The 24,597-nt window shown below is 62.8% G+C and carries 19 protein-coding genes and 1 pseudogene; 9 read left to right on the plus strand and 11 right to left on the minus strand.

The annotated features are described in order from the left end of the window. The first annotated feature begins 24 nt into the window (after nt 1–24). Nucleotides 25–507 carry a retropepsin-like aspartic endopeptidase RimB gene (gene rimB / locus L9B60_RS10270; RefSeq protein ID WP_249678380.1) on the plus strand — a complete coding sequence of 161 codons (483 nt, stop codon included), beginning with the start codon at nt 25–27 and terminating at the stop codon, nt 505–507. Next, nucleotides 504–1,409, plus strand: a complete 906-nt coding sequence (gene rimK, locus L9B60_RS10275) for a 30S ribosomal protein S6--L-glutamate ligase (RefSeq protein ID WP_249678381.1) — start codon at nt 504–506, stop codon at nt 1,407–1,409. Before rimB ends, rimK begins: the two co-directional genes overlap by 4 nt. Here the strand turns inward: rimK and L9B60_RS10280 are convergent, their stop codons facing one another. After that, nucleotides 1,410–2,723 (minus strand): ATP-binding protein, encoded by a 1,314-nt coding sequence (locus tag L9B60_RS10280; RefSeq protein ID WP_249678382.1) that lies wholly within the window; start codon nt 2,721–2,723, stop codon nt 1,410–1,412. A gap of 129 nt (nt 2,724–2,852) precedes the next feature. Continuing rightward, the gene (gene ompR / locus L9B60_RS10285) at nt 2,853–3,590 is read right to left on the minus strand and encodes an osmolarity response regulator transcription factor OmpR (protein ID WP_249678383.1); all 738 of its coding nucleotides are present in this window, start codon (nt 3,588–3,590) and stop codon (nt 2,853–2,855) included. 238 nt (nt 3,591–3,828) lie between these two features. Between ompR and L9B60_RS10290 the strand changes: the two genes are divergently transcribed. The 3 genes from L9B60_RS10290 to gshA all read left to right on the plus strand — a co-directional run bounded on the left by L9B60_RS10290 (nt 3,829) and on the right by gshA (nt 8,301). After that, nucleotides 3,829–6,147 (plus strand): Tex family protein, encoded by a 2,319-nt coding sequence (locus tag L9B60_RS10290; protein ID WP_249678384.1) that lies wholly within the window; start codon nt 3,829–3,831, stop codon nt 6,145–6,147. Further along, entirely contained in the window at nt 6,147–6,530 is a 384-nt protein-coding gene (locus L9B60_RS10295; RefSeq protein ID WP_249678385.1) for a PaaI family thioesterase, read from the plus strand. The genes L9B60_RS10290 and L9B60_RS10295 overlap by 1 nt, the downstream gene beginning before the upstream one ends. Before the next feature lie 187 nt (nt 6,531–6,717). After that, nucleotides 6,718–8,301, plus strand: coding sequence for a glutamate--cysteine ligase (gene gshA / locus L9B60_RS10300; protein WP_249678386.1), 1,584 nt, complete (start codon nt 6,718–6,720; stop codon nt 8,299–8,301). A 78-nt stretch (nt 8,302–8,379) separates the two neighbouring features. On the opposite strand, the pseudogene argA reads toward gshA, so the two are convergent. Together argA and argE are read right to left on the minus strand one after the other, a co-directional pair. Continuing rightward, a pseudogene (gene argA / locus L9B60_RS10305) lies at nt 8,380–9,682 on the minus strand (amino-acid N-acetyltransferase). A 124-nt stretch (nt 9,683–9,806) separates the two neighbouring features. Beyond that, the gene (gene argE, locus L9B60_RS10310) at nt 9,807–10,961 is read right to left on the minus strand and encodes an acetylornithine deacetylase (RefSeq protein WP_249678387.1); all 1,155 of its coding nucleotides are present in this window, start codon (nt 10,959–10,961) and stop codon (nt 9,807–9,809) included. 138 nt (nt 10,962–11,099) lie between these two features. Between argE and L9B60_RS10315 the strand changes: the two genes are divergently transcribed. Then, a complete protein-coding gene (locus L9B60_RS10315; protein WP_249678388.1) occupies nt 11,100–12,467 on the plus strand; it encodes a CYTH domain-containing protein in 1,368 nt (455 codons plus the stop codon). Between the two features lie 113 nt (nt 12,468–12,580). On the opposite strand, the gene L9B60_RS10320 is transcribed toward L9B60_RS10315, so the two are convergent. Then, on the minus strand, nt 12,581–13,054 hold the full coding sequence (locus L9B60_RS10320) for an Lrp/AsnC family transcriptional regulator (protein ID WP_249678389.1): 474 nt from the start codon (nt 13,052–13,054) through the stop codon (nt 12,581–12,583). A gap of 126 nt (nt 13,055–13,180) precedes the next feature. On the opposite strand from L9B60_RS10320, the gene L9B60_RS10325 reads away from it, so the two are divergent. The 3 genes from L9B60_RS10325 to L9B60_RS10335 all read left to right on the plus strand — a co-directional run bounded on the left by L9B60_RS10325 (nt 13,181) and on the right by L9B60_RS10335 (nt 15,829). Continuing rightward, a complete protein-coding gene (locus L9B60_RS10325; RefSeq protein ID WP_249678390.1) occupies nt 13,181–13,507 on the plus strand; it encodes an ACT-like domain-containing protein in 327 nt (108 codons plus the stop codon). A gap of 141 nt (nt 13,508–13,648) precedes the next feature. Next, nucleotides 13,649–15,430 carry a type IV pilus assembly ATPase TfpB gene (tfpB, locus tag L9B60_RS10330; protein ID WP_249678391.1) on the plus strand — a complete coding sequence of 594 codons (1,782 nt, stop codon included), beginning with the start codon at nt 13,649–13,651 and terminating at the stop codon, nt 15,428–15,430. A 75-nt stretch (nt 15,431–15,505) separates the two neighbouring features. Continuing rightward, nucleotides 15,506–15,829 carry a DUF2388 domain-containing protein gene (locus L9B60_RS10335; protein ID WP_249678392.1) on the plus strand — a complete coding sequence of 108 codons (324 nt, stop codon included), beginning with the start codon at nt 15,506–15,508 and terminating at the stop codon, nt 15,827–15,829. Nucleotides 15,830–15,884: 55 nt separating this feature from the next. On the opposite strand, the gene gcvP is transcribed toward L9B60_RS10335, so the two are convergent. The 6 genes from gcvP to L9B60_RS10365 form a co-directional block, all read right to left on the minus strand. Then, nucleotides 15,885–18,758, minus strand: coding sequence for an aminomethyl-transferring glycine dehydrogenase (gcvP, locus tag L9B60_RS10340; protein ID WP_249678393.1), 2,874 nt, complete (start codon nt 18,756–18,758; stop codon nt 15,885–15,887). 89 nt (nt 18,759–18,847) lie between these two features. Further along, entirely contained in the window at nt 18,848–19,234 is a 387-nt protein-coding gene (gene gcvH, locus L9B60_RS10345) for a glycine cleavage system protein GcvH (RefSeq protein ID WP_249678394.1), read from the minus strand. A 41-nt stretch (nt 19,235–19,275) separates the two neighbouring features. Beyond that, nucleotides 19,276–20,358, minus strand: coding sequence for a glycine cleavage system aminomethyltransferase GcvT (gene gcvT / locus L9B60_RS10350; protein ID WP_249678395.1), 1,083 nt, complete (start codon nt 20,356–20,358; stop codon nt 19,276–19,278). 171 nt (nt 20,359–20,529) lie between these two features. Continuing rightward, nucleotides 20,530–22,155 (minus strand): ABC transporter permease, encoded by a 1,626-nt coding sequence (locus L9B60_RS10355; RefSeq protein WP_249678396.1) that lies wholly within the window; start codon nt 22,153–22,155, stop codon nt 20,530–20,532. 114 nt (nt 22,156–22,269) lie between these two features. Then, entirely contained in the window at nt 22,270–23,271 is a 1,002-nt protein-coding gene (locus tag L9B60_RS10360) for an extracellular solute-binding protein (RefSeq protein ID WP_249678397.1), read from the minus strand. A gap of 102 nt (nt 23,272–23,373) precedes the next feature. After that, a complete protein-coding gene (locus L9B60_RS10365; RefSeq protein ID WP_249679701.1) occupies nt 23,374–24,591 on the minus strand; it encodes a 2-octaprenyl-3-methyl-6-methoxy-1,4-benzoquinol hydroxylase in 1,218 nt (405 codons plus the stop codon). Between the last annotated feature and the right edge of the window lie 6 nt (nt 24,592–24,597).

Here is a 24,597-nt window from a genome sequence, read left to right on the forward strand (position 1 = left end):
CTTTATAGAGGTTGATCGACCGATTTGAAGACATTTGACCATTTGACCGTTATTGGCCTGCGCGAGTGGGTAGCGTTGCCCGACCTGGGTGTCGCAGGCCTGCGCGCGAAAATCGATACCGGGGCCAGCACCTCCAGCCTGCATGCCACCGAGATCGAACCGTTTGAACGCGACGGCGAAAAATGGGTCCGTTTCAATGCGCACCTGGGCTCGGTGGTGCAATTGCGCCATCGCCGTTGCGAAGCCCCGCTGGTGGCGATGAAAACCATCAAGAGCTCCAACGGGCACGCCCAGACGCGCTACGTGATCCGCACGTGCCTTGCCCTGGGCGATCGGGTCTGGCAGGTGGAGTTCACCCTGGCCTGCCGCAAGGCCATGCGCTATCGCTTGTTACTCGGCTCCAAAGCCCTGGTCGACGGCCAATTGGTGGTTAACCCGGGCATTACTTACGTTCAAGACAAGCCGGCGTTCCCGGCCTCTACTACCTCTTCCACAGGTGTTGCATGAAGATCGCTGTGCTGTCGCGTAATCCGCGTCTGTATTCCACCCGTCGTCTGGTCGAAGCTGGCACCCAGCGGGGCCATGAAATGGTGGTGATCGATACCCTGCGCGCCTATATGAACATTGCCAGCCACAAGCCGCAGATCCACTACCGCGGCAAACCGCTGGAGAATTTCGACGCGGTGATCCCGCGTATCGGCGCTTCGGTGACCTTCTACGGCTGTGCCGTGCTGCGTCAGTTTGAAATGATGGACGTGTTCCCGCTCAACGAATCGGTGGCCATCGCCCGCTCGCGCGACAAGCTGCGCTCGCTGCAATTGCTGTCGCGGCGCGGTATCGGCTTGCCGGTGACGGGCTTCGCGCACTCCCCGGACGACATCCCCGACCTGATCCAGATGGTCAATGGCGCACCGTTGGTGATCAAGGTATTGGAAGGCACGCAGGGCATCGGCGTGGTGCTGTGCGAGACCACCAAGGCGGCCGAGTCGGTGATCGAGGCTTTCATGGGCCTCAAGCAGAACATCATGGTGCAGGAATACATCAAGGAAGCCGGCGGTGCCGACATCCGCTGCTTCGTGGTGGGCGACAAGGTCATCGCCTCGATGAAGCGCCAGGCCAAGCCCGGCGAGTTCCGCTCCAACCTTCACCGCGGTGGCAGCGCCAGCCTGATCAAGATCACCCCGGAAGAACGCATGACCGCCATCCGTGCCGCCAAGGTGATGGGCCTGAGCGTCGCGGGCGTCGACATTTTGCGCTCCAACCACGGGCCGCTGGTGATGGAGGTGAACTCATCGCCAGGCCTTGAAGGCATCGAAGTGACCACCGGCAAGGACGTGGCCGGGATGATCATCGAGCACATCGAGAAAAACAGCGGGCCTAACATGACCCGCACCAAAGGCAAAGGCTGACTACACCGCGTCGCGCGGCAGCATCAGGCCCAGGGGCAAGCGCACGCGGGCCTCGAGGCCGCCGCCGGAGCGGTTGCGCAACTCGACATTGCCGCCATGCATGGCGGCAATCCGCTTGACGATCGCAAGGCCCAACCCGGTGCCCTTGCCGCCTCGCGCGCGGTCGCCCCGGATGAACGGGTCGAAGATCCCCGCCAACTCCGAGGGGTCGATACCGGCCCCCCGGTCCAGCACGCTCAACACCACGTAGGGCGCGCTATTGTCACCCGACACGTAAGCGGCCACCTCGACGCCATCACCCGCATGATTCAAGGCATTGCCGATCAGGTTGTTGAGCATGCGCTTGAATGAAACCCGGCGCAGCGGGAACGGTGGTATGGGCTCAAGGCACAGGCGCACGTGCTCTTGCTGCTGGTTGTAGGGCGCTACAACGTCTTGAATCAAATCACACAGGTCAGCCTCCTCGATGGCCTCGTCGCGCCCATCGCGGATAAAGGCCAGGAACTGATCGAGGATAGCGTCCATGTCTTCGATATCGCGCACCATGTCGGCGGAGAACTCGTTATCCGGGCTCATCAGCGCTACTGACAAGCGCAACCGGGTCAGCGGCGTACGAAGGTCATGGGACACCCCCGCCAACATTAACTCGCGTTCACGCCCAGCCTGTTCGACGTCTTCGGCCATCTGGTTGAAGGCCCGGTACACCTCAGTCATTTCACTGGGGGTATCGCTAACCGGCAGGCGCACGCTGCGGCCCTGCCCCAGTTGCCTTGCGGCAAACACCAGGCGTTTAAGCGGTTGGTTGAGTTGGCGCACGAAAATCCAGGCAGATGCCGTGGACAGCAAGCCGATGGCCAGGAACCAGCCCAACACGCTCCAGATTTTTTGGCCCCGCAAGGGGTGCGGGTACAGCGGCACCTTCAGCCAACCCGCGCCCAGGCTGGGGGCGCGCACCCAAAGGGCAGGCGGCGCATGCACGCGCAAGCGCACTTCGGTGTCAGCGCCTAACTCGGCTTGCATCTGCCGCTGGTAGATTTCACTGTAGGGCCAATGCTGCTCGCCTTCCGGCACGCCGCCACCGACCACGCGAATCAAACCGGCGGCATCGGCGATTTTTTCGCGGTCAGACTCGTCCGCCGCCCAATAGGCTCGCAAGGTCAAGGCAACGCCGTGGCTGTATTGGCGATCAACCAGCACGTCCTCGTTCATCAGCAGGTACACCAAGGTCAACGCCTTGGAGAACAGCACGACGATCAGCACCAGCCAAAGGGTGCGCGAGAAGAAGCTTTGGGGGAACCAGACCGGGGTTTTCATAAACAGCAGCCATACACTTTGCAGGAGCGAGCCAGGCTCGCATAGATTGCGGGGGGATGAGTATCCCGAAAGCGCAGCCTATGACAAGGCCCAAACGCTCTCAGGATCAACGCTCCTGCAAATGCTCCGTCACTTGGCGTTGCCGTCCGGTACGAACACGTAGCCCACGCCCCAGACAGTCTGGATGTAACGCGGCTTGGAAGGATCGGGTTCGATCATGCGGCGCAGACGCGAGATTTGCACGTCGATGGAGCGCTCCAGCGCATCCCACTCGCGGCCACGGGCCAGATTCATCAGCTTGTCACGGGTCAGCGGCTGGCGAGCGTTCATGACCAAGGCCTTGAGCACGGCAAACTCACCGGTGGTGAGCATGTGCACCTCCTTGCCGCGCTTGAGCTCGCGGGTGGCCAGGGACAGTTCGTAATCACCGAAGGTCACGGTTTCGTCTTCGCTGCCCGGCGCACCTGGCACCACCGAAGGCTGGCGGCGCAGCACGGCGTTGATGCGAGCAACCAGTTCATCAGGGTTGAAGGGCTTGGCCAGGAAGTCATCAGCGCCCAGGTTCAGGCCCTTGATGCGGCTTTCGTCGTCGCCTTTGGCGGTCAGGATGATAATCGGGATCTGGTTGCCGGCTTCACGCAGGCGACGGCAGGCGCTGAGGCCGTCTTCACCGGGCATCATCACGTCGAGCACGATCAGGTTGAAGGACTCACGCTCCAGCAGCTTGTCCATGTGCTTGGCGTCTTCGGCGCCACGCGCGTTGAAGCCCTTCTGCGCCAAAAAACGCTCGAGGCCGCTCCGAATACCCTTGTCGTCATCTACGATGAGGATCTTTCCACCTTCGGCTGTCTGTGCAGTACTGCTCATGGGTCACTCCTTTAATTCGGCAAGCATTATGGCCCAGCCGCCGATGAACTTTCCTAGTGCATTGTTAGCAGATTTTTCCTGACTTGCCATGCCCACAGGTAGTCGGGTCATTTCCAGGCAATCGCCCCAAGCGAGTTTCGCTGGTTATAATGCCGCCCTTTTACGCCGGAAATACCCGGCGAGATTGTTCGCCAGCCCCGGCCGGCGGCTCTGCATTCACAATTGGTCAGGTGGTCTTATGGACAGCATCAACAGCCGCATCGCCGAAGAACTCGGCGTACGCCCACAGCAGGTCGAAGCGGCCGTGGCTCTACTTGATGAAGGCTCCACGGTGCCCTTTATCTCGCGGTACCGTAAAGAAGTGACCGGCAGCCTGGACGACACCCAGTTGCGCCATCTGGAAGAACGCCTGCGCTACCTGCGTGAACTCGACGAACGGCGTATCAGCATCCTCGCCAGCATCGAGGAACAAGGCAAGCTGACCCCCGAATTGGCCCGCGACATCCAGCTGGCCGACACCAAGACGCGCCTCGAAGACCTTTACCTGCCCTACAAGCAAAAGCGCCGCACCAAAGGCCAGATCGCCCTGGAAGCCGGCCTTGGCGAGTTGGCCGACGGCCTCATCGGCAACCCACTGCTGACCCCTGAAGAAGAGGCGGCCCGCTTCGTCAACGCCGAAAAAGGCGTGGCCGACACCAAGGCCGCCCTGGAAGGCGCCAAGTACATCCTGATGGAGCGCTTTGCCGAAGACGCCAAGCTGCTCGACAAACTGCGCAGCTACCTCAAGCAGGAAGCCACCCTCAGCGCCCGCGTCGTGGCCGGCAAGGAAGAAGAAGGCGCCAAGTTCCGCGACTACTTCGAACACGACGAACCACTCAAGAGCATGCCGTCGCACCGTGCCTTGGCGATTTTCCGCGGCCGCAACGAAGGCATCCTCAGCTCGGCCCTGAAAGTGGGCGAAGAGCTGCCGGGCACCCTGCACCCGTGCGAAATGATGATCGGCGAGCATTTCGACCTGAAAAACCAGAACCGTCCTGCTGACAAATGGCTGGGCGAAGTGGTGCGCTGGACCTGGAAGGTCAAGCTCTACAGCCACCTGGAAACCGACTTGCTGGGCGAGCTGCGCGACGGCGCCGAGACCGAGGCGATCAACGTGTTCGCCCACAACTTGCACGACCTGCTGCTGGCCGCCCCGGCCGGCCCGCGCGCGACCCTGGGCCTGGACCCGGGCCTGCGCACCGGCTGCAAGGTTGCTGTGGTAGATGCCACCGGCAAGATGCTCGACTTCGCCACCGTTTACCCGCACGTGCCGCACAACAAGTGGGACCAGACCATCGCCGTGCTCGCCGCCCTGTGCGCCAAGCACTCGGTCGACCTGATCGCCATCGGCAACGGCACTGCCAGCCGTGAAACCGACAAGCTGGCCGCTGACCTGATCAAAAAATACCCAGCGCTGAAGATGACCAAGGTCATGGTTTCCGAAGCGGGCGCTTCGGTGTACTCGGCTTCCGAGTTGGCCGCCAAGGAATTCCCGGACCTGGATGTGTCCATCCGTGGCGCCGTGTCCATCGCCCGTCGCCTGCAAGACCCGCTGGCAGAGCTGGTGAAGATCGACCCGAAATCCATCGGCGTGGGCCAGTACCAACATGACGTCAGCCAGCTCAAGCTGGCGCGTGGCCTGGATGCGGTGGTCGAAGACTGCGTGAACGCCGTAGGCGTGGACGTGAACACCGCCTCCGTGGCCCTGCTGGCACGCATCTCGGGCCTGAATACCACGCTCGCGCAGAACATCGTTGCCCACCGCGACGCCAACGGCGCGTTCGCCACCCGCGCGGCGCTGAAAAAAGTCAGCCGCCTGGGCGAAAAAACCTTCGAACAGGCCGCAGGCTTCCTGCGCGTGATGAATGGCGACAACCCGCTGGACGCCTCGGCAGTTCACCCCGAAGCCTACCCGCTGGTACAGCGCATCGCGGCTGAAACCGACCGCGACATCCGCTCGCTGATCGGCGACAGCGGCTTCCTCAAGCGCCTGGACCCGAAAAAATACACCGACGAGTCCTTCGGCCTGCCGACCGTTACCGACATCCTGCAGGAATTGGACAAACCGGGCCGCGACCCGCGCCCCGAGTTCAAGACTGCCGAGTTCCAGGAAGGCGTGGAAGACCTGAAGGACCTGCAACTGGGGATGATCCTGGAAGGCGTGGTCACCAACGTGACCAACTTCGGCGCTTTCGTCGACATCGGCGTTCACCAGGACGGCCTGGTGCACATCTCCGCGCTGTCGGAGAAGTTCATCAAGGATCCGCGTGAAGCGGTGAAGGCCGGCGACGTGGTCAAGGTCAAGGTCATGGAAATCGACATTCCACGCAAGCGCGTGGGCCTGTCTATGCGCATGAGCGACACCCCGGGCGAGAAGATCGATGGCGCCCGTGGCAGCCGCCCAGGCTCGGCACCGCGCCAGTCCAGTGCACCGGCCCGCGTCAAGGAGACCGCAGCGCCAGTGAACAACGCCATGGCGTCGTTGTTTGCCAACGCCAAACAGTTGAAGAAACGCTGATGGATATCCCTCAGGATCTGGTCCACAGCAATTTCACCAAACTGTTGGGTGCCCAACTGGTGCGCCTGGGCGAAGGCGTGGCCGAGGTGCGCCTGGCGCTTGCGCCTGAGCTGCGCAACCGCGGTGGCAAGCTGCACGGCGGCGCCATGTTCAGCTTGGTCGACATTGCCATGGGGTTGGCCTGTTCCAGCGCCCATGGCTTTGACCAGCAAAGCGTGACCATCGAGTGCAAGATCAACTACCTGCGGGCAGTTTCCGAAGGCGAGGTGCTGTGTATCGCCAAGGTGATCCACGCCGGCCGTCGCACCTTGGTGGTCGACGCCGAGGTGCTTCAGGACGACAAACTGGTAGCAAAAGCACAAGGCACCTTCGCCGCTCTCTAGCCCCGCAAGCGGTTCTGCGGTAATTTCGGCACTGCGTATGCGGTGCCGGAATTCACAGCCTGGAAGTTGCCGGAGTTATCGGTACTTACAAATAATGCCAGGCGACAACGCCGGTTCCTTTCTTCACCCTTGTAGACCGTCAATTCCACCCCCATATTGGGGCGACTGACGCGTGAAGGAATCCAACTTGAGCGAACTTCTCAACCGCCGCCTGAACCTTTTGGGCGAGCGTGCCAACCTACCCCTGCTCGAGCAGTGCCTGCACGGCATTGAACGCGAATGCCTGCGCGTTACCGGCGAAGCCCGCCTGGCCCAGACGCCGCATCCGGAAGCCCTGGGCGCCGCGCTGACCCACGAACAGATCACCACGGATTACTCCGAGTCACTGCTGGAGTTCATCACCCCAGCCTTGGCCGACCCGGCGCAAACCCTGAAAAGCCTGGATACCATCCACCGCTTTGCCTACAGCAAGCTGGGCAGCGAGTACCTGTGGAGCCACTCGATGCCGTGCCCGTTGCCGGCCGAGGAAGATATTCCGATCGCCTACTACGGCACCTCGAACATCGGCCAACTCAAGTACGTGTATCGCCAAGGCCTGGCCCTGCGCTATGGCCGCACCATGCAGTGCATCGCCGGTATCCACTACAACTTCTCGCTGCCAGAAAAACTCTGGCCGCTGCTGCGTGAAGCCGAAGGCGCAATTGAAAGCGACCGGGACTACCAGTCTTCGTCCTACATTGCGCTGATCCGTAACTTCCGCCGCTACAGCTGGTTGCTGATGTACCTGTTTGGCGCTTCGCCCGCGTTGGATGCGGGCTTCTTGCGTGGCCGGGCACACCAGCTGGAACAGCTGGACGCCGACACCCTGTACCTGCCATACGCCACCAGCCTGCGCATGAGCGACCTGGGTTACCAGAGCAACGCCCAGGCGGGCCTGACGCCGTGCTACAACGACTTGGCCAGCTACACCGACAGCCTGCGCGAAGCGGTGGCCACGCCCTATGCACCCTACGTCGAGATCGGCACGCACAAGGATGGCGAGTGGGTTCAGTTGAACACCAACATCCTGCAGATCGAAAACGAGTACTACTCCAACATCCGCCCCAAGCGCGTGACCTACACCGGCGAGCGGCCGATTCAGGCGCTGATGGCTCGCGGCGTGCAGTACGTCGAGGTGCGTTGCCTGGACATCAACCCGTTCCTGCCAACCGGCATCGACCTGACCGAATCACGCTTCCTGGATGCCTTCCTGCTGTTCTGCGCCCTGGAACAAAGCCCGCAGTTGGGTGGCACCGAATGCAGTGGCTGCACCAACAACTTCCTCAGCGTGGTCAAGGAAGGCCGCCGTCCTGGCCTGCAATTGCAGCGCGATGGCCAATCGGTAGAGCTGAAAACCTGGGCTGGCGAACTGCTGGAACGTATCGCCCCCTTGGCCGCCCTGCTCGACCAGAGCCATGGCGGCGAAGAGCACGCCAAGGCGTTGGCCGCGCAACAGACCAAGGTCAACGACCCTAGCGCCACCCCATCGGCCCAGGTGCTGGCGAAAATGGCCGAGCACAAGGAAAGCTTCGCGCAGTTCTCTATGCGCCAAAGCCGCGCCCATGCCGAATACTTCCGCAATGAATCATTGGGCGTGCAAGAGCAGGCGAAGTTCGAAACCCTGGCCCGCACCTCTATCGCCCAACAGGCGGAACTGGAGCAAAACGAGGTAGGGGATTTCGATACGTTCGTGGGGTCGTATCAGGCTAGCATCCTGGCGATCAGCAACTGACAGCAATTGTGGGTGCACGGCTTGCCGGCGATCGGGCCCTCAAGGACGCCATCGCCGGCACGCCGTGCGCACACAGGGCTAGATCGACTTCTCGAAAATCTTCGAATTACGCTGGTAGTTGTACAGCGACGCCCGCGCCGCCGGCAGGCGTTCCACGCCGCTTGGGATAAACCCTCGTTCGCGAAACCAGTGCGCCGTACGGGTGGTCAGCACGAACAAGGTGTTCAAGCCTTGGGCCTTGGCGCGCTCCTCGATGCGTTCCAGCAGCTCATCGCCACGCCCGCCATGCCGGTACTCCGGGTTCACCGCCAGGCACGCCAGCTCGCCCGCCTGTGAATCGGCGATCGGGTACAGCGCCGCGCAGGCGATGATCATGCCTTCGCGCTCCACCACGCTGAACTGCTCGATTTCGCGTTCCAGCACCTCGCGAGAGCGGCGTACCAGGATGCCCTGCTCTTCCAGCGGGCTGATCAGGTCGAGCAAGCCGCCGACGTCTTCGATGGTCGCCTCGCGCACCTGTTCGAATTGCTCCTGGGCCACCAGGGTGCCGCCACCGTCACGGGTGAACAGCTCGGTCAACAGCGCGCCATCGTCGGCATAGCTGACGATGTGGCTACGCGCGACGCCGCCCTGGCAGGCCTGTGCAGCCGCATCCAGCAACTCGGCCTGGTAGTTCTCCATGCCCAGGCGCTGCAGGTGCGCGGGCACCTGTTGTGGGCGAAGTTCACGTACCAGCCGGCCATTTTCGTCGATCAGGCCGCTGTCGGCCGCCGTACAGCACCAGTTTTTCTGCGCCCAGGTCGATCGCCGCGCGGGTGGCCACGTCTTCACAGGCGATATTGAACACCTCGCCGGTAGGCGAGTAACCCAGGGGCGCCAGCAGCACGATGGAGCGTTCGTCGAGCAGGCGGTTGATACCCTTGCGGTCGACCCGGCGCACCTCACCGGTATGGTGGTAGTCGATGCCTTCGACCACGCCGATCGGCCGCCCGGTCACCAGGTTGCCGCTGGCCACGCGCAAGCGCGACCCCTGCATCGGCGAAGACGCCATGTCCATCGACAGGCGCGCCTCGATCGCGATGCGCAGGTGGCCCACCGCGTCCACCACGCACTCCAGCGTGGCGGCATCGGTGATGCGCAGGCCACGGTGGTAGTGCGGGGTCAGGCCGCGGGCCGCCAGGCGGCTTTCGATTTGCGGGCGCGAGCCATACACCAGCACCAAGCGCACGCCCAGGCTGTGCAACAGCACCAGGTCGTGGACAATATTGCCGAAGTTGGGGTGCTCGACGCCGTCACCGGGCAGCATGACGACGAAGGTGCAATCGCGGTGGGCATTGATGTAAGGCGAAGCGTGACGAAGCCAGTTGACGTATTCGGGCATAACCAGAGGAGCCTGTAAAAATTGAGGACGAAGTGGAAGCGCACAGCAGGCTGCTGGTTATCGTCGGAACAGGCTTGGCGACACGCGCGCTCTCCTCATGGTTACGATCAGGCTCATCAAAGGTTTAAACACTGACTGGTTTGAGGCAGTAATGTTCGATCAGGTCACGCAATAGACGCACTGTAGGCTCAAGTCGTGACATTTCCAGGTACTCGCCCGGCTGGTGCGCACAGGCAATGTCGCCCGGCCCCAGGATCAGGGTCTCGCAACCCAGGCGCTGAAGATAAGGCGCTTCGGTGCCAAATGCCACCGCTTCCGCCCGGTGGCCGGTCAGGCGCTCGGCCACCCGCACCAATTCGCAGTCGGCACCTTGTTCGAAAGGCGGCACTTCGCTGAACAACGGCGCGTAGTCGATCTTGACCTGATGCACCTCGGCCAAGGGTTCGAGCTTCTGGCGGATGGCCGCGCGCAGCACGGCCGGGTCCATGCCCGGCAAGGGCCGCAGGTCGAACTCCAGCGAGCATTGCCCGCAGATGCGGTTGGGGTTGTCGCCGCCATGGATACAGCCGAAGTTCAGCGTGGGTTGCGGCACGCTGAACTGCGCGTTGTTGTATTCCAACTGCCACTGCGCACGCAGGCCTTTGAGCGCGCCAATGGCGTCGTACATGGCCTCCAGGGCGCTGTGGCCCAGGCTTGGGTCGGAGGAATGGCCACTGCGCCCGAGGATGTCGATGCGCTCCATCATCACGCCCTTGTGCAGGCGTATCGGCTTGAGGCCCGTGGGTTCACCTATCACTGCGGCGCGGCCCAACGGCCAGCCTGCCTCGGCCAGGGCCTTGGCGCCGGACATGGAGCTTTCCTCGTCGCAGGTGGCCAGAATCAGCAGCGGCTGCTTGAAGTCATGCGCCAGCAGCGGGATGACGGCGTCGATGATCAGGGCAAAAAAGCCCTTCATGTCGCAGCTGCCCAGGCCCACCCAGCGCCCGTCCACCTCGGTGACTTTCAGCGGGTCGGTCTGCCACAGCTTCTCATCGTAAGGCACGGTGTCGCTGTGCCCCGACAGCACCAGGCCGCCGGGGCCACTGCCGTAGGTGGCCAGCAGGTTGAACTTGCCCGGCTTGATTTCGCGCACGTCGCAGGCAAACCCGAGGTCGCCCAGCCAACTGGTCAGCAGCTCGATCACCGGCTTGTTGGTCTGGTCCAGGCTCGCCTGGGTGCAACTGACTGAAGGCGCGGCAATCAGCGCGGCGAACTGCTCTTTGAACGAAGGCAACGGCATGGGCATTCTCCGGGTTCCGAGCCCCATCATAGAGCCATTGAGCGCCGAGAATAAACCGTGGGGATGCGACTCCTGTACACTGCACGGCCTTAGCAGTCATCTGCGCTCCTTTCAGAACAGCGCCTGGATTCTCCCGCCATGCAAAAAGAAACCGAAATCAAACTGCGCGTCAGCCCGGAAACACTGGCTGCCCTGCGCGAACACCCGTTGCTGAAAAAGCGCAACAAGAGTGGCTGGGAACGCCGTGAGCTGTTCAATCAGTACTTCGACACCCCTGGGCGCGACTTGGCCGCAGCCAAGGTTGCCCTGCGCCTGCGCCGTGATGGCGACGAAGTGATCCAGACCCTCAAGACCCGCGGCCAGAGCATCGCCGGCCTGTCGGAGCGCAACGAGTACGACTGGAAACTGGAAAAAGCCAAGCTGGACCTCAAGAAGCTGGACGGCGAATGCTGGCCAGAAGCGCTGGCTGAGCTGGACAAAAAGACCATCAAGCCAATGTTCACCACCGACTTCGTGCGCGAGCGCGCCGAAATCGCCTGGGGCCGTGGCAAGGCTAAGGTGGTGATCGAAGCCGCCCTGGACCTGGGCAAGGTGATCGTCGGCAAGCAGTCCGAAGAAATCTGCGAGCTGGAGCTGGAATTGCGCGAAGGCGAACCCGCTGCCCTGCTGGAACTGGCCGCGGAACTGGCTGCCACGTTGCCGCTGATGCCTTGCGACATCAGCAAAGCCGAGCGCGGCTATCGCCTGTTCGACGCCGGCAGCTACGCCTTGAGCCTGCCTGCGCCTGAACTGACTGCCGAAACGCCATTGGACGACGCTTTCGCCGCCCTGGCCTGGCATCTGCTGGGCAGCAGCCAGCGCCTGGCCGAACAATACCGCCACAATGGCCACTGGCGCCTGTTGCTGGACTGGGTCGAGCAACTGAGCGAATTGCGCGCCCTGGCCGGCAGCCTTGGCCAAGCCGCACCGCGCAGCACCACCCACGCGTTGCGCGCCAGCCTGGACGCCCTGCTGGAAGACTGGCGCCCGCTGGTACACGCTGGCGTGGCAGACGAGGACGTGCGCAAGGCCGCGCCAGAGCAGTTCCTGGAAGAGTTGCAAGACACCCGCTGGGGCGAGTTCTCGTTGAATACCTCGATCTGGCTGCTGGGCCGCGCCTGGACTGTCGAGCGTAACAACCGTGGCAACCGCCAGGGCGCCGCGCAACTGGCCAACTGGCTGGGCCACTTCCTCGGCGAAGAGGCAACCGCCCTGCAATTGTCGCGCTACCAGCAACAGCCCGAAGACCTGGCCGAGCAACTGCCACGCATCGAGCGCATCCAGGCCTGGCTGCACCACGCCCGCGCCGTGCTGGACCTGCCGGAAGTCGACCGCCTGTACGGCGAGCTGAACAAGCTGCATGACCTGGCCTGCCAAGACATCACCGACGAAGTGCTGGATGCACGGGTTCAGCAAGCGCTGACCGTGTTCCAGAGCCGCGCCTGGAAACAACTGCTGCGTAAATAACGCGCACTGCCGTAGGGGCAGATTGATCCGCGAAAAGAACGCTGCGTTGCTTCAGATGCACCGCGTTGTGCTTTTCGCGGATAACTCCGCGCCTACATAAGTTTGACCGCGCATTACCCGGGCAGTACGGGCAAGCTCGTGGTGGACTTGATCTCCGACAAGGCCACCGTCGAGTTGACCTCCTGGATACCGGGCACCATCGAGAGCTTTTCGAAGAAGAACCGCTCGTAGGCCTCGATGTCCGGCGTCACGATACGCAACAGAAAGTCCACGGCCCCCATCAGCACATAGCACTCCAGCACTTCCGGAAAGCCGCGTATCGCGTCGGTGAATTCAGTGAAGTTGGATCGCCCGTGGGCGTTGAGTTTGACCTCGGCGAAAATCTGCGTGTTCAAGCCGATCTTCTTGCGATCCAGCAAGGTGACTTGGCCGCGAATGATCCCCTCCTCCTTCATGCGCTGGATACGCCGCCAGCACGGCGACTGGGACAGCCCAACCTGCTCGGCGATCTGCGCGCTCGACAGCGAAGCGTCCTCTTGGAGCAGCGCGAGGATTCGCCGATCGTAGATGTCCAACTCGCCTTGCATAATCAATTCTCCAAAAGCACGCCTTACAACTCGTGTAATTCAAAATAGCGCAAAACACGCAGTGATTGGGCAAGAAATACCCGGCCAACCATGTGAAGATTTCTCCAACTTGTTCGGAGCCTTCCCATGTCCTCTTTCGAAGCCTTCCCCGCTGCCCGCAACGACGCCTGGGCCCGCCACGCGCCAACCACCCAGGTCTACTTCCAACTGGTGGCCGAGGCCGAGGCCGACTGCCTGTGCCGGGTACTCAACCTGTTTGCCTTGCAAGGCCTGATGCCGCAACAGGTCAATGCCCTGCAAAAGGATGATGCGCTGCACATCGATATCCAGATCGAAGGGCTGAGCTGGCATCGCGCGGAGGTCATTGGTCAGAAAATGCGCAATCTGATCAGCGTCTGCTCCGTCGAGCTGATGCAGGCAAACCCTCGCACGGCGTGGCAAGCAGCGGTTTGAAGCGCCCGGCGCAGAAAGCCGCGGAAACTTTTTAGCCGCACGGGCGGCAACATAACGGGTATCCCCCGGTCTACTCTTCCCTTTCAGTCGGCACGCTTGGCGCGCCGACAGGATGTAGTGGAACCGACTCAAGGAGCCTGCATGTCCGTCGCTATTGTTTCCCAGGACCGCTGGCTGGATCTGAATGATCTGTTACGTGAACTGGTCAGCCAGGGGTTTATCACCCAGGATTCGGCCGAATACGCTCTGACCGCGCGCCGTACCACGCGCAACAGCCAATTGCACCCGCTGGAGTTCCTGGCCAGCCAGCAAATCGACGACCTGAGCCGGCCCGGCAAATCGTTGGACCTGGAAAACCTGACCCTGTGGCTGGCGCAGCAAGCCGGCCAGCCTTACTTGCGCATTGACCCGCTGAAGATCGACGTGGCGGCGCTCACCCCCGTCATGTCCTACGCCTTCGCCCAGCGTCACCGGATCCTGGCGGTGGCTGCAGACCCCAAGTCCGTGACCATCGCCAGTGCCCAGCCCTACGTCAGCAATTGGGAAGCAGACCTGGCCCACGTGCTCAAGCTGCCAATCAAGCGGGTGGTCGCCAACCCGGCGGAAATCCAGCGCTTTACCGTGGAGTTCTACCGCCTGGCGCGCTCGGTCAGCGGCGCTAACGCCAGCGACCAGAAAGCCAGCAACCTGGGCAATTTCGAGCAACTACTGAACCTGGGCTCGGGCGATCAGGAGCCCGACGCCAACGACGCACACATCATCAATATCGTCGACTGGCTGTTCCAGTACGCCTTCCAGCAACGGGCCAGCGATATCCACATCGAGCCGCGCCGCGAACACGGCACCGTGCGTTTTCGCATCGACGGCGTGCTGCACAACGTCTACCAATTTCCGCCCCAGGTGACCATGGCCATCACCAGCCGCCTGAAGAGCCTGGGGCGCATGAACGTGGCCGAGAAGCGCAAACCACAGGATGGCCGGGTCAAAACCAAGACCCCGGAGGGCGGCGAAGTGGAGTTGCGGCTGTCGACGCTGCCCACCGCCTTTGGCGAAAAAATGGTCATGCGCATCTTCGACCCTGAAGTGCTGCTGAAAAACTTCGACCAACTGGGCTTCAGCCATGAAGACCTCAAGCGCTGGCTGGACATGACCCGCCAGCCCAACGGCATCATCCTGGTGACCGGCCCCACCGGCTCAGGCAAGACCACCACGCTCTACACCACCCTGAAAAAACTGGCCACGCCACAAGTGAACCTGTGCACCATCGAAGACCCGATCGAGATGGTGGAGCCGGCGTTCAACCAGATGCAGGTGCAGCACAACATCGACCTGACCTTTGCCAGCGGCGTGCGCGCACTGATGCGCCAGGACCCGGATATCATCATGATCGGCGAAATCCGCGACCTGGAAACCGCCGAGATGGCAATCCAGGCGGCGCTCACCGGGCACCTGGTGCTGTCGACCCTGCACACCAACGACGCGCCCAGCGCGATCAGCCGGTTGTTGGAGCTGGGCGTGCCGCATTACCTGATCAAAGCCACGGTGCTGGGGGTGATGGCGCAACGCTTGGTGCGCACGCTATGCCCGCACTGCAAGGCCCCGCAACAGATCAGCGACGAAGACTGGCAGGAATTGACACGCCCCTGGCAGGCGCCGGTACCCCACGCCGTCAACCGTGCCATGGGCTGCCTGGAGTGCCGCGACACCGGCTTCCGTGGCCGTGCCGGGGTGTACGAGATCATGCTGATGTCCGACAACGTGAAGGCGCATGTGCAGGCCGAAACCGACTTGTTGGCCCTCAAGCGCCAGGCGGTGAAGGAAGGCATGCGCAGCTTGCGCCTGTCAGGCGCGCAAAAGGTCGCCAGCGGCCTGACCACCTTGGAGGAGGTTTTGCGCGTTACCCCACGCAACGATCTGAAATAGCTTTGCGCACTCACGGAACTCGCACGCAGGGTTTCGAATCCAAATACCGAGATAACTCAGTCGGAGTCACCTGCCATGCGCCTAAAAATTGCCGTTGTCACACTTGCCTTGCTGTCACTACCGGTCGGCTCTGCCATGGCCGATGGTTTTCTGCGTGATGTACTGTCGTCCGGTGCAACCACCGGTTCCACCTACCTGACCTTCAGGCACCACAAGCTGATCGTCGCGGCGCAAGACGACGCCGGCAGCTTCGTGGCCAGCGATGGCAGTATCCGTGGCCCGTATCTGGAAGCGGCGATGAACCAGGTTCGTGCGGACAACCCAGGCTTGAAAGCCAGTGACATGGATTTGGCCAACGCTATCTTGATCAAAGGCTCCTCGGTCGCCGCCAACGAGTAAGTCGCCATTACCCTCCGGGCGCATTACCCGCCGCGCCCGGCGGGTAATGCGCCGGTCAGCGGTAATCGTCTACCGGCACGCACGCGCAATACAAATTGCGATCGCCATACACATTGTCCACCCGGTTTACCGCAGGCCAATACTTGTGCGCACGGGTGTGCGCGGTGGGCGTGATGGCCTGGGCAATGCTGTAAGTACGTTCCCACACCCCGGTGATATCGGCCAAGGTATGCGGCGCCCCCTTGAGCGGGTTGTCCTCGGCCGGCCAATTGCCGTTCTGCACCTGGGCGATTTCTGCACGAATGCTCAGCATGGCTTCGACAAATCGATCGAGTTCTGCCTTGGACTCGCTCTCGGTTGGCTCGACCATCAAGGTGCCGGGCACTGGGAACGACATGGTCGGGGCATGGAAGCCGTAATCCATCAGGCGCTTGGCCACGTCTTCCTCGGTAATACCCGTCAGCGCTTTCAAAGGTCTCAGGTCCAGAATGCATTCATGGGCCACCCGGCCGTTGCGGCCGCTGTAAAGCACCGGGAAGGCGCCCGCCAGTTGTTGCGCCAGGTAGTTTGCCGAGAGGATCGCCACCTCGCTGGCATCGGCCAGTTGCGGGCCCATCATGGCGATGTACATCCAACTGATCGGTAAAATACTGGCACTGCCCCAAGGCGCGGCACTGACGGCACCGTTGCCGGCTTGCGGGCCGTCGATGGGGATGACCGGGTGATTGGCGACAAAGGGCGCCAGGTGCGCACGCACGCCGATCGGCCCCATGCCCGGGCCGCCGCCACCATGCGGGATGCAAAAGGTTTTGTGCAGGTTCATGTGCGACACGTCGGCGCCGATATCGGCCGGCCGTGCCAGGCCCACCTGCGCGTTCAGGTTTGCTCCGTCCATGTAGACCTGCCCGCCCTGGCTGTGGATAACTTCACATATCTCGCTGATGCCCTCCTCGTACACGCCATGGGTGGAGGGGTAGGTGGCCATCAGGCACGACAGGTGCGTACCCGCCTCATGTGCCTTGCTTTTCAGGTCGTCCAGGTCGACGTTGCCCGCCTCGTCACACTCCACGATCACCACGCGCATGCCGGCCATTTGCGCCGATGCCGGGTTGGTACCGTGGGCCGATGACGGAATCAGGCAGATGTCGCGCCCCCCCTGCTGGCGGCTCTCGTGGTATTTGCGTATGGCCAAGAGGCCTGCGTACTCGCCTTGGGCACCCGAGTTGGGCTGCATGCAAATGGCATCGAAGCCGGTTATCGCGCAGAGCCAGCGCTCAAGCTCATCGATCATCGCCTTGTAGCCTTGGGCCTGCTCGATGGGGGCAAAGGGGTGCAATGCGGCGAAACCTGGCCAGGTGATGGGGATCATCTCGCTGGTAGCGTTGAGCTTCATGGTGCAGGAGCCCAGTGGGATCATCGACTGGTTGAGGGCCAGGTCCTTGTTTTCCAGCTGCTTGAGGTAACGCAGCATTTCGGTTTCGCTGTGGTGCAGGTTGAACACCGGGTGGCTGAGGAACGCCGAGGTTCGGCTCAGCCCCTCAGGTAATCCGTCGGCCAACTCTTGGGAATCCAGGGTCGCGACTTCCAGGCCGTGGTCGGCCCCCAGGAACACCGCGAACAGTTGCTCTACGGTGGCCTCGTCACAGGTCTCGTCCAGGCTGACTGCCAACTGCCCGCGCCCCAGGATGCGCAGGTTGATGCGCGCGGCCTTGGCGCTCTCGATGATGGCAGTCTGGCTGCCGCCGACTTCCAGGGTCAGCGTGTCGAAGAAGTGCCGGTTGAGCCGCTTCAGGCCGTTGCGCTCCAGGCCCGCGGCCAGGATGACCGTTAGCCGGTGCACCCGCTGGGCAATGCGCTTGAGGCCTTGGGGGCCGTGGTACACCGCATAGAAACTGGCGATGTTGGCCAACAGCACCTGGGCGGTGCAGATGTTCGAATTGGCCTTCTCGCGGCGGATATGTTGCTCGCGGGTTTGCAGGGCCATGCGCAGGGCGACACCGCCGCGAGCGTCTTTGGACACACCGATGATTCGCCCGGGGATAGCCCGCTTGAACGCTTCGCGGCTGGCAAAATACGCCGCATGTGGCCCGCCGTAGCCCATGGGCACGCCAAAGCGCTGGGACGAACCGAACACCACGTCGGCGCCCAGTTCACCGGGCGGGGTCAGCAATACCAGGCTCAGCAGGTCGGCGGCCACGCACGCCAACGCCTGCTGCCCGTGCAGCGCCTCGATCAACGGCCGCAGGTCGTGGATCTCGCCGTGGGTGTCGGGGTATTGCAGCAAAGCCCCGAACACCTTGTAATGACCCAGGTTGGCCAGCGTATCGACCACCAACTCGATGCCAAAGCCTTCGGCGCGGGTTTGCAGCACCGACAGGGTTTGCGGGTGGCAATGCTGGTCGACGAAAAACAGGTTGCTGTTGGACTTGGCCACGCGTCGGGCCAACGCCATGGCTTCGGCCGCCGCGGTGGCTTCATCCAACAGGGAGGCATTGGCCAGCTCAAGGCCAGTCAGGTCGATGGTCATCTGCTGGAAATTAAGCAAGGCTTCCAGGCGACCTTGGGCAATCTCGGGTTGGTAGGGTGTGTAGGCGGTGTACCAGCCAGGGTTTTCCAGCACGTTGCGCAGGATGACCGCAGGGGTCAAGGTGCCGTGGTAGCCCATGCCGATCAGGCTGTTCCATACCTCGTTCTGCTCGGCATAAGCGCGTAGCTTGGCCAGCGCAGCCTGTTCGTCCAGGGCCGAGGGCAAGTCCAGGGCTCGGTTGAAGCGGATGGCCGGGGGGACGGTTTGCTCGATCAGCTCGACCCGGCTTTCAAGGCCCAGGGTCTGGAGCATGGCGCGTTGTTCAGCCGCATCGGGGCCGAGGTGGCGCCTGAGGAAAGCTTGGGCGTCTTGCAGCTGGCTCAGGGATGGCGACTGGGACATAGCGGCTCTCTCTTGTAAGACCTAAGACCGGGCCCCAACAAGTCAGGGCTAGTAGAGTCTAGAAAGAGATTGCCGCCTGCGCCCGGAAGTTATTCGCCGATGGCGGCCTTGTAACCGGCGGCGTCCAACAGTTTGTCGAGGTCCGCGTCGGCATTGCTTGGTTGGAGCTTGAAGATCCAGGCGCTGTAGGGCTCGCTGTTGAGCGATTCCGGAGCATCACCCAGGTCTTCGTTGACCGCGATCACTTCACCGGCAACCGGGGAGTAGATGTCGGAGGCGGCCTTGACGGACTCGACCACCCCCGCCGTGTCACCGGCGGCAAACACCTTGCCCACTTCGGCCAGCTCGACGAATACCACGTCGCCCAAGGCTTCCTGCGCGTGGTCGGAAATGCCCACGGTAACCGTGCCATCGGCTTCCAGGCGGGCCCACTCGTGGCTTTCCGCGAATCGCAGGTCAGCAGGGATATCGCTCATTTTCTTGTCCTCAACAGGGTCAGCGGTAGGCCGCAAAATTATCAGATCAGGGTTTTGCCGTGGCGCACGAACGTCGGCTGTACCACCCGTACCGGGTACCACTTGCCGCGGATTTCTACCTCGGCCCGGTCGGCCGTGGCCATCGGCACGCGCGCCAGCGCAATGGATTTGCTCAGCGTAGGAGAGAAACTACCACTGGTGATCTCACCTTCGCCAATTTCCGCGATGCGTACCACCTGATGGGCGCGCAAAACACCGCGTTCCTCCAGCACCAGGCCGACCAGTTTCGAGCCGATGCCATGGGTGCGCTCGGCTTCCAGCGCCTCGCGGCCGACGAATTCACGCCCGGCCGGCTCCCAGGCGATGCTCCAGGCCAGGTTCGAGGTGAGGGGCGAGTGCCGCTCATCGATATCCTGGCCGTACAGGTTCATGCCGGCTTCCAGGCGCAGGGTGTCGCGCGCGCCCAAGCCAATCGGCGAGATGCCAGCGCCCACCAGGTCGTTGAAAAAGGTCAGGGCGTCAGCCGCCGGCAGGATGATTTCCAGGCCGTCTTCACCGGTATAGCCGGTGCGGGCGATAAACCACTCGCCGTCGGCCTGGCCTTCGAAGGGTTTGAGCAGGTGGATCAGGGTGGCGCGGTTCTGAGTGACCAGCTCGCTGATCTTCTGCCGCGCCTGCGGCCCCTGGATGGCCAGCATCGCCAGTTCCGGGTGCTCTTGCAGGCTGACTTCGAAGCCCTCGGCGTGGCTGCGCAGCCAGGCCATGTCCTTGTCGCGGGTGGCGGCATTGGCGACCAGGCGGTAACCCGCCTCGGTGCGGTAGACGATCATGTCGTCGACGATGCCGCCATGAGCGTTGAGCATGGCACTGTACAAGGCCGTTCCCGGACCTTGCAGACGATCGACATCATTGGCCAGCAGGTGCCGCAGAAACGGCTGGGCCTGAAAGCCTGTGACATCAATGATGGTCATGTGCGAAACATCGAAGACACCGCAGTCACGTCGCACCTGGTGGTGTTCCTCAACCTGCGATCCATAATGCAGGGGCATGTCCCAACCGCCAAAATCGACCAGCTTCGCGCCAAGCGCGAGGTGCAGGTCATACAAAGGCGTACGCTGTCCCATGGGTTTCTCCTTCCGGGCGTGGCGAAGGCGCGCAAAATTGCGACTGCTGCTTAGAGCCTCTGAAACCGGGCCTTTCAGGCTTGTGCAGTGACCTGGCCGGGGTGGCCGTGCGCGCCGAATGCCGCGCATTGTAGCTGCAAGGGCAGCCCCTGACACCTAAAGGCTGACCGATTACGAAGTTTGACCGATCTGCCGTGCCGAACGTCGAATCAAACCGATGACCGGCAACAACCCCACCAGCACCAGCGTCAGGGCCGGCAACGAGGCGCGCGCCCACTCCCCTTCGCTGGTCATTTCAAACACCCTGACTGCCAGCGTGTCCCAGCCGAACGGGCGCATCAACAAGGTGGCCGGCATCTCCTTGAGCACATCGACGAACACCAGCAGTGCCGCGCTCAACGCCCCTGGCACCAACAGCGGCGCATACACCTTGAGGAACAACCGTGGCCCGCCTACGCCCAGGCTGCGCGCGGCTTCTGGCAGCGACGGGCGAATACGCGCCAGGCTGCTTTCCAGCGGCCCATAAGCCACGGCGATGAAGCGTACCAGGTAGGCCAACAGCAACGCGCAGAGGCTGCCCAGCAGCAACGGTTTACCCGCACCGCCCAACCACGCCGACACGGGGATGACCAGTTCGCGGTCCAGGTAGCTGAAGGCAAGCATGATCGACACCGCCAGCACCGAGCCTGGCAGCGCGTAGCCCAGGTTCGCCAGGCTGACCCCTGCGCGTATGGCCGGCGTGGGGGCCTGCCGGCGGGCGAACGCCAGCAGCAGTGCCACGCTGACGGTAATCAGCGCCGCCAATGCGCCAAGGTAAAGTGAATGCAGGATCAAGCCGCTGTAGCGTTCGTCCAAGTCAAACCGCCCGCGCTGCCAACACCACGCCACCAGTTGCACGACGGGTATGACGAAGGCACAGGCGAACACCAACCCACACCAGGTGCTGGCCGCCAGGGCCTTGACGCCCTTGAGCGGGTACAGCGCCTTGCCTCGCGGCTTTTCGCTGGCGGCGAGCTGGGCCCCGCGTGCCCGGCGTTCGCCATACAGCACCAGCATCACCGCCACCAGCAGCAAGCTGGCCAGTTGGGCGGCGCTGGACAGGCTGAAGAAGCCATACCAGGTCTTGTAGATCGCCGTGGTGAAGGTGTCGTAGTTGAACACCGCCACCGCGCCAAAATCGGCCAGGGTCTCCATCAGTGCCAATGCCACGCCGGCGCCGATGGCCGGACGCGCCATGGGCAGTGCGACGCGCCAGAACGCCTGCAGCGGTGATTGCCCCAGTACTCGCGCAGCTTCCATCAGACCTTTACCCTGGGCCAGGAACGCCGTGCGGGCCAGCAAGTACACGTAGGGGTAGAACACCAGCACCAATACCAGGATCACGCCGCCGGTGGAGCGCACCCGCGGCAGCCGCAGGCCGCTGCCGAAAATCTCGCGCAGCAACGTCTGCACCGGCCCGGCGAAATCCAGCAGCCCGACAAACACAAACGCCAGCACGTACGCAGGGATGGCGAAAGGCAGCATCAAGGCCCAGTCCAGCCAACGCCGGCCAGGAAACTCGCACAGGCTGGTCAGCCAGGCCAGGCTTACGCCCAGCAGCGTGACACCGATGCCTACGCCGACGATCAAGGTCAGGGTGTTGCCCAGCAGGCGAGTCATTTGGGTGTCCCACAGATGCGCCCAGATCTGCTGGTCGACATGTTGCCAAGACAACGCCAGGACGCTGAGGGGCAGCAGAACCAACGCCGCGATGGCGAACACCAGCGGGTACCAGCGGCGTTGGGTCACGTATTTCAATCACACATTCCTGTAGGCGCGGATTTATCCGCCAAGCACACAACGCGGTGTGCCAGGTGGGACGGCGGTGGCCGGTTCGCGGCTAAATCCGCTCCTGCGCAGTGACGCGCAGTTTCAATTCCAGCCGGCGCGGTCCATCAGGCGGATGGCTTCGGCCTGGCGCTTACCGGCCACTTCAACCGGCAAGGCGTCGGGCTTGAACGTGCCCCAGCTGGCCACTTCGGCCGACGGCGACACACTTGGGTTGGCCGGGAATTCCTGGTTGATGTCGGCAAACAGCTTTTGCGCCTGGGCACCGGTCATCCACTCCACCAATGCCTTGGCCGCCTGCGGGTGCGGAGCATGGCGCGTCAGGCCGATGCCCGACAGGTTCACGTGCACGCCACGGTCGGCCTGGTTGGGCCAGAACAGCTTCACGGCCAGGGCCGGGTCCTGCTTGTGCAGCCGGCCGTAGTAGTAAGTGTTGACGATACCTACGTCGCACTGCCCGGCGTTGATTGCCTGGATGACCGCGATGTCATCGGAGAAAACGTCGGTGGACAGGTTGTTGACCCAGCCCTTGAGGATGTTTTCCGTCTGCTCGGCGCCGTGGGTTTCGATCAGGGTGGCGGTCAGCGACTGGTTGTAGACTTTTTTCCCCGTGCGCAGGCACAACCGGCCCTCCCATTCCTTGTCGGCCAGGGCTTCGTAGGTAGAGAGCTGCTCGGGTTTTACCCGGCTGGTGGAGTACACAATGGTGCGCGCGCGCAAGCTCAGGCCGGTCCACTCATGGGTGGAGGAGCGGTATTGCGCGGGGATGTTGGCGTCGATCACCTTGGACTGGATGGGCTGCAGGATGCCCATCTTCTCGGCCTGCCACAGGTTGCCGGCGTCGACGGTGAGCAGCAGGTCGGCCGTGGCGTTCTCGCCTTCGGCCTTGATGCGCTGCATCAGCGGCGCTTCCTTGTCGGTGATGAACTTGATCTTCACCCCGGTTTGCGCGGTGTAGGCGTCGAATACCGGCTTGATCAACTCATCGATGCGCGAGGAGTACACCACCACTTCATCGGCAGCCTTCACGTCGGTGGCGAACAGCGCCAGTGCCAAGGCGGTTAACAGACGCTTGCGTGCCGACATGTGCAGACCCTCGATATCCAATTAAGGGCGAAATGGTAGAGAATCGCATTTCGCTGCTCAACCGAAGTCGAAAGTCAGTAGTTACCGGATGTTGCAACAGCTTCAGGGTTTGGCCAATTCCGGCAAGTCGCCACTCAGGCCCAGGGCTTGCCGGACGAAAACCGCCTTGGCTTCGGGCAATTGCTCCACCCACTTCAAACCACTGTTGCGCAACCAGCGCACCGGCAGCGGATCGGCCTGGAACAGCCGCTCGAACCCTTCCATGGCGGCCATCAGCGCCAGGTTGTGTGGCATGCGCCGACGCTCGTAGCGGCTCAGCACCTTGACGTCGGCCAGCCGCTCGCCGCGGTCCAGGGCGCGCTGCAACTCCTCGGCCAGCACTGCCGAATCCAGAAAGCCCAGGTTCACGCCCTGCCCGGCAAGCGGGTGGATGGTGTGCGCGGCGTCGCCGATCAGTGCCAGGCCTTGGGCCACGTAACGCTTGGCATGGCGCTGGCGCAGCGGCACGCAAACCCGGGCGTCGGCATGCTCGACCTGGCCCAGGCGGCCTTCGAAGGCCCGCTCAAGTTCGTGGCAGAACGTTGCGTCATCCAGCGCCATCAAACGCTGGGCTTGTTCCGGCGTGGTCGACCAGACAATCGAGCACCAGTGCGCGCCGTCATCGCGATCCAGTGGCAGGAACGCCAGCGGGCCATCATCGGTGAACCGCTGCCAGGCGGTACGCTGGTGGGCCTGGGTGCAGCGCACGCTGGTGACGATGGCGTGGTGCAGGTAATCCCACTCCCGTGTTTCGCAGCCGGTCAGGCGGCGCACCGCCGAGTGCGCACCATCGGCCGCCACCACCAGCGGCGTGCGCACAGTGCGGCCATCGGCCAGGGTCAGCAGCCAATCGTCACCCGAGCGGCGCATCTGCTCCAGGCGCGCATTGGCCAGCAGGCCGATTTCACTGTCGTGCAGGCACTCGAGCAAAGCGTCCTGCACCACGCGGTTTTCAACGATGTGCCCCAAGTGCTCGGCGTGCACGCTGGCCGCGGCGAAGTGGATCTGCCCGGTGCCGCTGCCATCCCACACGTGCATGTCGCTGTAGGGGCTGACGCGCCGGCCCTGCATGCCGCCCCAAGCCCCCAGGCGTTCGAGGATGCGCTGGCTGGCCGCCGACAGGGCGCTAACCCGTGGCTCGAACGGCGCTTGCCGGTCATAAGCCTTGACGCTCATGGGGCTGCCGTCGACCAGCAGGATTTCCAACCCGCTGTTCTGCAAGGCCAACGCCAGGGCGCTGCCGACCATGCCGGCACCGACTATCACCAGATCTGCACGCATTTCCAT

It is taken from the genome of Pseudomonas abieticivorans, from assembly GCF_023509015.1.
GTDB lineage: Bacteria > Pseudomonadota > Gammaproteobacteria > Pseudomonadales > Pseudomonadaceae > Aquipseudomonas > Aquipseudomonas abieticivorans.